Below are 11,644 nucleotides of genomic sequence, written 5' to 3'. Positions count from 1 at the left end.
ACGGTTTACCCTTTCTTCTCTTCCACTCTTTCAGGGCCACGGTTAGTTTGATCGCAATCACAATAACCCGTTTTCACGGCCGGTAAAGCCGATCGCCGTCACTCTTCTTTGTTAAAAAAATGATGATTTTTTATTACATATTATTATCAATATTCGGGTGGTACAGCCATAAAACAATAGCTTAACGCGACAGGCGGAAACGCCCGTCTTACTTTTTATACCCGCCCGGACCTGAACGATAACTTTTGCTGATGGCCGTCGTGCCGCAGCCTGCGATATGCATCCGAAAGAGGGGAAGTAATGTGCTGACCATACTGGGTTTTTCGATGGTGACCTGTTTCATGTACCTGATTATGACCAAAAGGATGTCGGCGCTGATCGCGCTGATTATCGTGCCGACGGTCTTTGCGCTGGCGGCGGGTTATTATCATGGGCTTGGCGAAATGATGTTGAATGGCGTAAAAGCGCTGGCGCCGACGGGCGTAATGCTGACCTTTTCCATTCTCTATTTTGGCCTGATGATCGACGCCGGGCTGTTTGACCCGCTGGTACGCTTTATCCTGAAAATCGTGCGCGGCGACCCGCTTAAGGTGCTGGTAGGCACGGCGGTACTGACGCTGCTGGTTTCACTGGACGGCGACAGCTCCACCACCTATATGATTGCCGTGGCGGCGTTTTTGCCGCTCTACCGCAAGCTGGGCATGAACGTGCTGGCAATGACCTGTCTGGTCAACCTTGCCAGCGGTATTATGAATCTGTCGCCGTGGGGCGGCCCAACGGCGCGCGCGGCGGCGGCCTTGCATATCGATGCGCTGGACATCTTTATTCCTATGCTGCCCGCCATGTTTCTGGGTTGCGTCACGCTCGTTGGTATGGCGGTGCTGTTCGGCATCCGCGAGCGCAGAAGGCTGGGCGTGATGAAGCTCGATAACGATCATCTGGATAATATCGAGCTGGGTCTGGGCGACGCGCAGGAGTGCGCAGCGAACCGGCGGCCAAAAATGTTCTGGCCTAACTTTATCCTCACTACCGTGCTGCTGGTGCTGCTGGTGACCGGGCTGATGCCTATTCAGATCCTGTTTATGCTGGCTTTTGCCATTGCGGTAATGCTGAATTACCCTTCGCTGGAACAGCAGAAAGCGCGTATCAATACCCATGCAGGCAACGTGCTGGCGGTCACCTCGTTGATTTTCGCCGCCGGGGTATTTACCGGCATTCTGTCCGGCACCGGCATGGTCGATGCAATGGCGAAAAGCCTGCTGGCGGTGATCCCGCATAGCTTTGGGCCTTATCTGGCGATCTTCACCGCGCTGGTCAGCCTGCCATTCACTTTCTTTATGTCTAACGATGCGTTCTATTTCGGCATCCTGCCGGTGATTGCCCAGACGGCGCTGAACTATGGTATCAGCGCAGAAGAAATCGCCAGGGCGTCAATCATCGGCCAGCCTTTCCATCTGCTCAGCCCGTTGGTGCCTTCGGTGTATCTGCTGGTTGGACTGGCGAAAGTGGATATCGGCGACCATCAGCGCTTTGCCATTAAGTGGGGGATCCTGGTCAGTATGGCGCTGCTGGTAGGCGGCCTGCTGTTTGGCGCCTTCCCGTTCTACAGCCGCTAACCCTCCGGACACGTCGGCGATTTATTGTGATCGGCATCACAATAAGTCGCCCGCGCCAGGCGGCCCAATGGCGATACAACGTTTCAGGATTAATACTTTTGGTCGGCTTTTCCTTCAAGCCGGTTTAAAAAGTGAGGTCTTATGAAACGTGATGTATTGAGCGAAGAATATTATGACGAAGTCTGTCGGGTGATTGGCGACGCGGCCATTGTGCTGGCTGAAAGCGGACACAATACCAGCCGGGATATCCTGGCAAACCTGCTGGTCAGAACGCGCCATGAGCGAACGGATGCGGATCGGGACGAGCAGAAGGTGCTGGAACACGCGATTCGTCTGATAAAACCTGATTAATTCAGGTTTTTTTACACTTTGTACCTGAAAAGTAGCGGCTTTCTGCCAGGCTTAAGTTATGCAGAATCAAGATCGGACTTTTTAAACGAAAGGAGTGTTTATGAAAAAAGTGCTTACGCTGGCCGCGCTGCTTGCCCTTAGCCTGAACGTGATGGCCGAGGACAAAGGGGGATTTAAAGCGGGAGAAACGCCGCCACCGCCGCACAAGCAGGATGCAGGCTACAAAGGCTCGGAAGATACCAACGAGAGCCAGGTGAAGTCGGTCCGTACGCTGAAGGAAGGTTCCTGGGTGACGATGGAAGGGAATATCATCAAAAAGGTTTCTGGCAATATTTATACCTTCCAGGATAAATCAGGCAATATTAATCTGGTTATTCCCGAATCAGCCTGGGGCGGAGAGAAGTACGATGCCAAAGATCTGGTACGGGTGAGCGGTTTTGTAAAACATAAAAATAAGCAAACGGAAATCGCAGTAAAACAGATTGGCGATCCGTAACACTCTAAGGGCGAACGCTAAGGTTCGCCCAATGCCGTTCAGCGTTGGCTTTGCAGCAGTTCAGTAAGGTGTTGCAGAGCAAACAGGGCGGCTTTTCTTACTACCTCTTCGCAATCCCCTGAAAAATGCTGCTTCAGCGCGCGTACCTCGCCATCTGGCAGGCCCCAGCCAAACCACACCGTACCCGCAGGCGTGCCATCTTCGCCGCCGTCCGGCCCGGCATAGCCGGTAACCGCAATGCTGGCTTTTTCGCCCGATACTTCTTTCGCGCCGGCTGCCATTTCGCGCGCGGTCGCCTCGCTTACCGCCGTGTGTTCCTGGAGCGTTTTTTCACTGACGTGCAGAATGCGTTGTTTGGCGCTGTCGGTATAGGTTACAAACCCGCTGGTGAAATAGCTGCTGCTGTCGCTTGCCGCGCCCAGTGCAGAGCTGACCAGACCTGACGTGCAGGATTCGGCGGCAGCCACTTTGGCCCCGGCCTGTAGTAAAACTTTGCCGAGTCTTTCGGCGGTATTAAGTAATTCCTTATCCATTGAGAGACTCCAGTTGCTAGTGGCCCCGCCGCGATGACGGGGCAGAGTTGTCAGCTTTGTGGCACGAGTTCGGTTTTAATCCAGCCTGGCTGGCGCTTGTCGAAGACTTTATAAGCGTCAAGTACGTCGCTAAGCGGCTCTACTTTCGTTAATACCTTGACCGGATCGATGGCGCCGGTGCGTACCAGTTCCAGCAAGCCCGGAATAATAGTGTGATGGTTGCAGTTGCCCATCTTAAGGGTCAGATTCTTATTCATCGCCTTGCCGATAGGGAAAGTTTCCGCTTCCGGCGGATAAACGCCGATAATGCTTAAACGACCGGCCTTTTTCAGCGTGGCGATAGCCCATTCCAGCGCCTGAGTGGGCGCGTCGCCCGGCACCCAGTTGCCTGCCTGCGGGTGCGTTTCCGGTGCCACCTGATCCACTTCCGCCGCAAATTTTTCTGCTTTTTGCTGCGCCTCTTCCGCTGCCGGGCCGTGGTGCGCATGTTGGCTGTCTACGCCGACTGCATCAATAGCGCAGTCCGCGCCGACGCCGCCCGTCAGGCGATTAAGGGTTTCTACCGGATCTTCTTCTTCAAAATTTACCGTGAATGCACCCTGACGACGCGCCATAGCCAGGCGATCGGCATGGCCGTCCACCGCAATCACGCGGGCGGCGCCCTTGAGGAAAGCGCTGGCGATAGCGAACTGGCCGACCGGCCCGCAGCCGAAGACCGCCACAACATCGCCTTTTTTGATTTCGCCCGCTTCCGCGCCAAACCAGGCGGTGGGGAAAATATCGCTAACCATCAGCGCCTGCTCGTCGCTGACGTTATCGGGAATTTTTACCAGCGTATTGGCGGCATAGGGAATGCGCGCTTTTTCCGCCTGAAGCCCGTTTACCGGGCCGGTTGCGGCCGGGCCGCCGAAGAAGCAGGTGCCGGCGGCAGGCCCGTTGGGGTTGGCGTTGTCGCACTGGGCGGTATTGCCTTCCCGACAGGGCGGACAGGTGCCGCAGGAAACGGTCGAGCAAACCACCACGCGGTCGCCGACAGCGAAATTGCGAACATCGTCGCCGAGCGCTTCAATCACGCCGACGCCTTCGTGTCCCAGAATGGTGCCGGGCTGCATTTTACTGAAGGTGCCGCGAACAAAATGCAGATCGGTGCCGCAGATAGCGGAAGCCGTCAGGCGGATCACCGCATCGGTTGGTTTTTCTATCGCTGGCTCCGGGACGTCATCAAGACGAATGTCGCCGACAGCATGCCAGACTAGTGCTTTCATAGGCTCTCCCTTTTTTATCTACCGGGCCTGAGCGTCAGGCGTCCGCTGAAAAGTATAGATAAATTTTTACGGGAAGAAGGCGGCCACAGGCGTTTAACGTTCGGCGATAAGCGATGGCCGCAATGCAGCGCTATGCGGCGCGTCCGAAATTTCCGCTGGCAGCTCGTTCTCAAAAGCCCTGTCAAAGGGCGGCGGCAAACAGAAATCGGTGCCACGCTGTTGATGAAATTCCGCCAGCCATTGGCTGTAAATGGTCAGTAAGCCGTCATGGTTCTCGCTGCCGCCAAGGCGGCGGATAAACAGCCAGCGTGGTGGATCGGCGCGGTCACGCACGTAGAGTTCAGGCTGGATGCTGCCGCCGCAGGCGGTGATACACACTTCGGAAAACTGGATCTTCGGCCATTGTCCCACACGGGTCAGAAAATGTTGTTTTTCCATGCTCCACCGTACTATGCACAGTTAAGGGGCTGATTGTGCGGCAGTCGTGCTGCGCGCTGAACCAGAATCGCTATTCCCTGAAGCCGTCCGGCCGTGGCCGAAGAAAAAAATGGTGTCCGCTCTTTACTGGCGCGGAGCCACTGGCGGTTCAACCGATTTTGTAAAAATTCGTTAATTAAGTCCAGCTCTTTGTGTGGTTATTGGCATTATCAGGAATGCGCCTGGTCAGTATCCAGGCAGAAGCATCAGCAAAGCTGTTACGCAGAAGAAAGTAAAAAAAGAACGAAGCGGCAGTGGCTTATAACGAAGCGGCAGAAATTGATGAACGATTAATATTTATTTATTTGCTCAGTGGGTAAGCTAATAATTCCTGAAACGGGATAAGTATTTTTTAAATATAAAATTAAAATTGATTAAGATTTTTCCTGATTGTTGTTATTAATCAATGAGATAACTAGCCATAATTTTTACTTATTTTTATGCCGCCGTTTCCTTGCAATTATAAGCGTGGCTGCTAGATTTAACTACGTAGCACCTTCACTGATTTTTAATTCCCCCCGGGATTAAATAATTGAGAAAAAACCATTGAGTATTATTTAACACGAAGAGGACATTTGTATGACTCAGCATCGTGGTAATTCAAATTCGGGTAATTTCGCAGAAGATCGTGAAAAGGCGTCAGAAGCAGGCAAAAAAGGCGGACAGAGCAGTAGCGGCAGCGGCAGCTTTAAAAACGACCGTGAAAAAGCCTCTGAAGCCGGTAAAAAAGGTGGCGAGAAGAGCCGCCGCAGCTAAAAAGTAATGCGCCTGCCGCGCGCAGGCTCGCCGCCATCGGCCCTCCGGGCGGTGGCGGTTGTGCTTCCCCTCTTTTTCACTCCCTCTGATACTTCCGTCTCCTGATAACTCAGCCCTGAATATTCCTCTATACTGGTTTAAGAAGAAGAATAACCGCTATCGGCAGTAAAGCTTGCAATAAGCGCTATCTGCTAATGCCCGCTCAGAAAAGGAGAGCCCGTGTTAAAAATGATCGCCAGCGTATTTACCAGCCCGGAAAGGTTGCTTAACGCCATGTCCCGCAATGATATGCAGGAAGCTAAAGATGACGGCGAACGTATTTTGATCGATGAAGACGGTGCGGCGTCGGTGAATTTACAAAGCAAAGAGGTCCATGAGGATTTCGCCCGCCACGTTGCCATGCTCAAACACACGCGCAAAACGCCGCCGGACGAGGAAGAACGCAAGAAAAAGCAAAGACATGTGCTGCTTCCGGAAGAGATATCCTGACCGCTAAAACGCCTGGATGCAGGGACGAACTGAACGAAACCCCACGATGCCGTGGGGTTTTTTATGCTTACTCTTTCGGTAGCGCGTACGCGACCAGCGCATCGCCGGAAGTGGTACCCAGCCCGCCGTGCCCGCCTGCCGCAATCACCACATACTGACGACCGTCCTTACCGGTATAGGTCATCGGCGTCGCCTGGCCGCCCGCTGGCAGTTTGGCTTTCCACAGCTCGTGGCCCGTGGCTTCGTCAAAAGCGCGCAGGTAGTTATCCGCCGTAGCGCCCATAAATATCAGCCCGCTGCGGGTAATGATGTTGCCGCCCATCATAAAAATGCCGGTTGGCAACGGCGCGTTGGTATGAGTGCCGAAAATATTCATATTACGCGTGGTGCCCGCCGGTCTTTCCCAGGCGATTTTACGGGTGTTAAGATCGATGGCGATCAGCTTGCCCCACGGCGGCGCGCTGCAAGGTGCGCCCAGTGCCGTCAGCCAGGGTTTCACCACGGCCGCCCAGCCGGTGCCATACTGCGGCCCTACGGCGAACTCTTTCGGTTTTGGATAGGATTGCCCGCTGGCCCAGCCTGCCCACGGCTTCATCAGGCCCTGTTTGATCGCCTCGTCATGCTTCATCAGCTCCATGGTGAAAGGGATGTAGCTGGTGTTGGCAATCAGTAAATGCCGCTGCGGATCCACCGAAGCGCCGTACCAGTCCATCACGCCGTCAAACGCAGGATAGGCGATAGAGGTGCCTTCCGCAGGCGGCGTGTACTGGCCCTGATAACGATAGCGGTGGAACTGAATGCGGCAGATCAGCTGATCGATCGGCGTCGCGCCCCACATATCGGTTTCTTTCAGATTTGGCGGTGCAAGGCTCGGCATGCCGACCGGATCCGGCTGCGTAGGTGACAAATGCTCGCCCGGCAGCGAGGGCGAGGTCGGCACCGGCTTCTCATCCACCTGCGCCAGCGGTTTGCCGTTGCGGCGATCCAGCAGGAACAGCTTGCCCATTTTGGTGGTCTGCACCAGCGCAGGCACGGTTTCGCCATTTTTGCCCGGCAGGTCAACCAGCGTTGGGCCAACCGGCACGTCGAAATCCCAGACGTCATGATGCACGGTCTGGAAATGCCAGCGCTCTTCACCCGTATGAATATCCAGTGCCACCAGCGCGCTGGAATACTTCTCGTCAAAAGGTCGCCGTTTGCCGCCGTAATAATCCGGCGTCGCGTTGCCCAGCGGAATATAAATCAGGCCCAGCTTTTCGTCCGCCGTATAGGTTCCCCAGCCGTTAGGCGTGCCGTGCGTATACTCTTCGCCAGGCTTCAGCGGCGCGTTCTGCGGCGTTCTGCCCAGGTCCCAGGTCCAGGAGAGCTGGCCGGTTTTTACGTCATAAGCGCGTACCACGCCGGAAGGTTCGCCGGTGGTCTGGTTATCGTATATCCAGCCGCCCAGCACGATGCGGCCTTCCATCACCATCGGCTGCGAGGTAATAAAATGGAAGCCCGGCGGCACCTGGCCCATATGGTCGGTCAGGCTGACATAGCCCTTGTTGCCAAACGAGGCGCAAGGTTCGCCGGTTTGCGCATTCAGCGCCACCATGCGGGCATCGCTGGTGGTGGTGATGATTTTTTCCGGGCAGGTGCTGTCATCCACCGCCTTGCTGTAAGCCACGCCGCGGCAGGCCAGATATTCATTGGCCGAGGTGTCTACTTTGGGATCAAACTTCCAGCGCTGTTTGCCGCTGGTGGCGTCAAGCGCAATCACCTGGCGATGCGGCGTACAGATAAAGAGCGTGTTGCCAACCTTAATCGGCGTCACTTCAAAGCTGAACTCGCGTCCCGCTTTATCTTCCCCTTTACGCAGGGTATCGCCGGTATGGAACTGCCAGGCGGGCTGCAGCTGGCTGACATTGGCGGGCGTAATCTGCGTCAGTGGCGAAAAGCGCTGGCCATCGCGCGTACGGCCATAATGCTGCCAGTCATTATCGTTATCGGTTGCGATCGCGGCCTGAGCTGCCGGCACGGGCTGATGATGCACAAAGCGCGTTGCCGTTACGTGCCAGCCTGACCAGAAGACCAGCACGATAGCGGCCAGATAGACCACGCCAACCAGCGTGCCCGCGCGGCGCTGCGTGTGCATCACCGGTCGGACGATCCACGGCAGGCTGCACCAGACGCCCAGTACGGCCAGCGCGAAAAGGCGCGGCATCAGCTTCCAGCCGTCCAGACCGACTTCATACAGCGACCAGGCTACGCAAATCAGAAAGGAGAGCAGGTAAAGCCAAAGACCGGCCGGACGGCGTTTAACGATAAAAATGCCGCTAAGGAAGAAACCGGCGCCGAAAATCAGGTACCAGGGCGTGCCGCCCAGCGTTGCCAGCCAGCCGCCGAGCACCAGGAAAGCCAGGCCGAACAGGCTAACGACGATCCCAGTGATGGTAGGTAGGGTGAACCAAAATTTTTTCTGCATAAGGTCTTGATAAGTGAGTAACAGGTAAGGCAAGCATAGAGGATGCAAAGTTTTGCAAAGATAGCGGGTGGAGAGAACGGTGTGCTTGTCTTTAATAGTTCTATTTTTCAATTGATTAGCATGTAAAGATTATTGTCTCAAAATCTTACCGTTGGCTATTGGCAGCCAGGGAGGCTGCTTTTTGATCTGCGTTTCCCTTAAGAGGCGGTTGTTTATTGCGCGGTTGATAGCCATCCAGACGGCAATACCGGCAAATTGCATTAATAGCTGGTAACATTACGCTCCAGTTAATACTGTTAATAACCGGCTCGTTTGTTGAATAAAACCGCTGGAAAACGCCCTGACGGTAAGGTAGCTGTAACAATGATGATGAAACGGGCAGGCCGCCACGTTATGCCTTTTGGCTATATATCATGGTATTTGGGTCTTTGCTGACCCGCGACCGGCCTGACGCTATCCCGTATCATAAGCATCACCAATAACATATTAAAAATAGTCAGTTTATTGACCAGCCTGCGGGCTACACAACACGGGATAAAACAGGCGACAAATGATAGTTTTGCGTAATGTTTCCAAAACCTTTCACGCCGCGGCTGGCCCGGTGACGGCGGTTGATGATGTGAATCTCAACGTCGAACAGGGGCAGATTTACGGCATTATCGGCTACAGCGGCGCGGGGAAAAGTACGCTGATCCGCCTGCTGAACGGACTGGAAAAACCGACTTCCGGCAGCGTCACTATTGCAGGTAAAGATATCGCGCAGGCGAAGGGCGAGGCGCTGCGTCAGGCGCGTCTGAAAATCAGCATGGTGTTTCAGCACTTCAACCTGCTCTGGTCGCGTACCGTCAGCGAAAATATTGCCTTTTCGCTGCAAATCGCCGGCGCGCCCAAAGCCGCCATCAAAACGCGCGTGCAGGAGCTGATCGAACTGGTCGGCCTGAAGGGTAAAGAGCACGCCTATCCTGCTCAGCTGAGCGGCGGGCAGAAGCAGCGCGTAGGTATCGCTCGCGCACTGGCCAATAATCCGGAAGTATTGCTGTGCGATGAGGCGACTTCGGCGCTGGATCCACAGACAACCGACGCCATTCTCGATCTGCTGCTGGATATCAACCGCAAGCTAAAGCTGACTATCGTGCTGATTACGCATGAAATGCACGTAGTGCGTAAAATCTGTCACCGCGTGGCGGTGATGGAAGCGGGCAGAATCGTGGAAGAAGGCGAAGTGCTGTCGGTATTTACTCATCCGCAGCAGCCGATTACCCGACAGTTCGTCAAGCAAACGGCAGAGTACAGCAGCGCCGAGACGCCGTTTAACCCTGAACTGATTGACCGCACGGCGGGCAGCGTGCTGAAGCTGACCTTTGTCGGCCAGAACACGCAGCAGCCGATCGTAGGCGAACTGACGCTGAAATACGGCACGCCTTTTAATATTTTGCACGGCAAGATGACGCAAACCACCAACGGCACTTTCGGCGAGCTGTGGTTACAGGTTGCCGCCACCGGCAGCGCGCTGGAAAACATCCTGGCCGATTTACACGCCCACGCCATTACGACCGAGGTGGTTCATGACTGAGACTCTTTTTCCCCATCTGAAGCTTGATCAGCTTTGGGCGGCAACCTGTGAAACCCTGTATATGACCTCGCTGTCCGGTCTGGCGACCTTTGTGCTGGGCATTTTATTCGGTCTGGCGCTGTTTCTGACCGCGCGCGGCGGCCTGTTTCAGAACCGCGCCGTTTATTCGGTGATTTCGGTACTGGTTAACGTCTTCCGCTCCATTCCTTTTATTATCCTGATTGTTTTGCTGATCCCGTTCACCAAAACGTTAATCGGCACCATTCTGGGCGCGGATGCGGCTTTGCCCGCGCTGATTGTCGGCGCGGCACCGTTCTATGCCCGACTGGTCGAAATTGGCCTGCGCGAAGTGGATAAAGGCGTGATTGAGGCTTCCCGCTCAATGGGCGCGCGGCTGAGCACGCTGATCTTTCGCGTACTGCTGCCGGAATCTTCACCGGCGCTGGTTTCCGGTATGACGGTAACGCTGATTGCGCTGGTCAGCTACAGCGCGATGGCCGGGGTGATCGGCGCGGGCGGTTTGGGTAACCTGGCCTATCTGGAGGGCTTCCAGCGCAACCACAGCGATGTCACGCTGGTGGCGACGGTTATGATCCTGATTATCGTTTTTATTATTCAGTTTATTGGCGATTTCATCACAACACGGCTCGACAAACGCTAACTCACGAAGGAAGTAATAATGAAAAAGACACTGACGCTGCTGGCTGCGGCAACCCTGGGGGCGCTGAGCCTGAGCGCATGGGCAGACACCCTGACCATCGGCGCATCCAACGTGCCGCACGCGGAAATCCTGGAGCAGGCTAAGCCGATTCTGGCGAAGCAGGGCATCGATCTGGAAATCAAACCTTTCCAGGACTACATCCTGCCGAACACCGCGCTGGCCAGCCGCGATATCGATGCGAACTATTTCCAGCACGTACCTTATCTGAACAGCGTGCTGAAAGATCATGCCGACGACAAGAGCTATGATTTTGTCAGCGCGGGCGCAATCCATATCGAGCCGATTGGCATCTACTCTAAAAAGTACAAATCGCTGAAAGACCTGCCGCAGAACGGCAAAGTTATTATGCGCGACGCGGTATCGGAAGAAGGGCGTATCCTTTCTATCTTTGAGAAAGAAGGCGTCATCAAACTGAAGCCGGGCGTGAGCAAAGTTGACGCGCGCATCAGCGATATCGTGGAAAACCCGAAACATCTGAAGTTCCTGGCTAACGTGGAAGGCGCACTGCTGCCGCAAATGTATAATAACGACGAAGGCGATGCGGTAGTAATTAACGCTAACTACGCTATCGACGCAGGCCTGGATCCGGTAAAAGATCCGATTGCAGTTGAGAGCGGCGAAAATAACCCTTACGCCAATATTATTACCGTGCATCGCGGCGACGAAAACAAGCCGGATATTAAAGCGCTGGTGACGGTGCTGCATTCTAAGCAAATCCAGGACTGGATCCGCACCAAATATAAAGGCGCGGTTATTCCTGTTAATAACTGATTGCTGTTTAATAAAAAAGGCCGGGAAACCGGCCTTTTTTTGGCGCTCGCACACTTACAGAACCTCCATCAGTCAGCACAGAAAACGGGCAGTGCCTTTGTTGTATATGGCTAAAGGAACGACGATATTATA

General features: G+C 54.6%; 11 protein-coding genes and 1 pseudogene. 8 read left to right on the top strand and 4 right to left on the bottom strand.

What is annotated here, in order from left to right:
• The first annotated feature begins 302 nt into the window (after positions 1 to 302).
• From QCD69_RS02190 to QCD69_RS02180, 3 genes are all read left to right on the top strand, one after another.
• A complete protein-coding gene (locus QCD69_RS02190; protein WP_253454220.1) occupies positions 303 to 1,616 on the top strand; it encodes a CitMHS family transporter in 1,314 nt (437 codons plus the stop codon).
• Positions 1,617 to 1,757: 141 nt separating this feature from the next.
• On the top strand, positions 1,758 to 1,967 hold the full coding sequence (locus QCD69_RS02185) for a DUF2767 family protein (protein ID WP_125287527.1): 210 nt from the start codon (positions 1,758 to 1,760) through the stop codon (positions 1,965 to 1,967).
• A gap of 100 nt (positions 1,968 to 2,067) precedes the next feature.
• Positions 2,068 to 2,463 (top strand): YgiW/YdeI family stress tolerance OB fold protein, encoded by a 396-nt coding sequence (locus QCD69_RS02180; protein ID WP_253454219.1) that lies wholly within the window; start codon positions 2,068 to 2,070, stop codon positions 2,461 to 2,463.
• A 38-nt stretch (positions 2,464 to 2,501) separates the two neighbouring features.
• Here QCD69_RS02180 and QCD69_RS02175 read toward each other — a convergent pair whose 3' ends face one another.
• From QCD69_RS02175 to QCD69_RS02165, 3 genes are all read right to left on the bottom strand, one after another.
• Complete coding sequence (locus QCD69_RS02175; RefSeq protein WP_301250846.1) at positions 2,502 to 2,996, bottom strand: CinA family protein; 495 nt, start codon at positions 2,994 to 2,996, stop codon at positions 2,502 to 2,504.
• 50 nt (positions 2,997 to 3,046) lie between these two features.
• Positions 3,047 to 4,261 (bottom strand): zinc-dependent alcohol dehydrogenase, encoded by a 1,215-nt coding sequence (locus QCD69_RS02170; protein WP_301250844.1) that lies wholly within the window; start codon positions 4,259 to 4,261, stop codon positions 3,047 to 3,049.
• Between the two features lie 93 nt (positions 4,262 to 4,354).
• Positions 4,355 to 4,699 (bottom strand): hypothetical protein, encoded by a 345-nt coding sequence (locus QCD69_RS02165; protein WP_301250843.1) that lies wholly within the window; start codon positions 4,697 to 4,699, stop codon positions 4,355 to 4,357.
• Between the two features lie 618 nt (positions 4,700 to 5,317).
• Between QCD69_RS02165 and QCD69_RS02160 the strand changes: the two genes are divergently transcribed.
• Together QCD69_RS02160 and QCD69_RS02155 are read left to right on the top strand one after the other, a co-directional pair.
• Positions 5,318 to 5,494, top strand: coding sequence for a general stress protein (locus tag QCD69_RS02160; RefSeq protein ID WP_125287532.1), 177 nt, complete (start codon positions 5,318 to 5,320; stop codon positions 5,492 to 5,494).
• A 219-nt stretch (positions 5,495 to 5,713) separates the two neighbouring features.
• Positions 5,714 to 5,902 (top strand): annotated as a pseudogene (locus QCD69_RS02155) (hypothetical protein); the annotation flags it as partial.
• A gap of 148 nt (positions 5,903 to 6,050) precedes the next feature.
• Here QCD69_RS02155 and QCD69_RS02150 read toward each other — a convergent pair.
• On the bottom strand, positions 6,051 to 8,447 hold the full coding sequence (locus QCD69_RS02150; RefSeq protein ID WP_301250842.1) for a membrane-bound PQQ-dependent dehydrogenase, glucose/quinate/shikimate family: 2,397 nt from the start codon (positions 8,445 to 8,447) through the stop codon (positions 6,051 to 6,053).
• 550 nt (positions 8,448 to 8,997) lie between these two features.
• Here QCD69_RS02150 and QCD69_RS02145 point away from each other — a divergent pair.
• From QCD69_RS02145 to QCD69_RS02135, 3 genes are read left to right on the top strand one after another with little or no spacing between them, the layout of a single operon-like run.
• Positions 8,998 to 10,020, top strand: coding sequence for a methionine ABC transporter ATP-binding protein (locus QCD69_RS02145; protein WP_253454209.1), 1,023 nt, complete (start codon positions 8,998 to 9,000; stop codon positions 10,018 to 10,020).
• Positions 10,013 to 10,681 (top strand): methionine ABC transporter permease, encoded by a 669-nt coding sequence (locus QCD69_RS02140; RefSeq protein ID WP_301250841.1) that lies wholly within the window; start codon positions 10,013 to 10,015, stop codon positions 10,679 to 10,681. Before QCD69_RS02145 ends, QCD69_RS02140 begins: the two co-directional genes overlap by 8 nt.
• Before the next feature lie 18 nt (positions 10,682 to 10,699).
• Positions 10,700 to 11,512: a MetQ/NlpA family ABC transporter substrate-binding protein gene (locus QCD69_RS02135; protein WP_253454205.1), complete on the top strand. Its 813-nt coding sequence runs from the start codon at positions 10,700 to 10,702 to the stop codon at positions 11,510 to 11,512.
• The last annotated feature ends 132 nt before the right edge of the window (positions 11,513 to 11,644 follow it).

The organism is Erwinia sp. PsM31, from assembly GCF_030433775.1.
GTDB classification, from domain to species: domain Bacteria; phylum Pseudomonadota; class Gammaproteobacteria; order Enterobacterales; family Enterobacteriaceae; genus Erwinia; species Erwinia aeris.
Note: the sequence above shows the minus strand (reverse complement) of the source record. Positions and strands in the feature narration are given on the sequence as shown.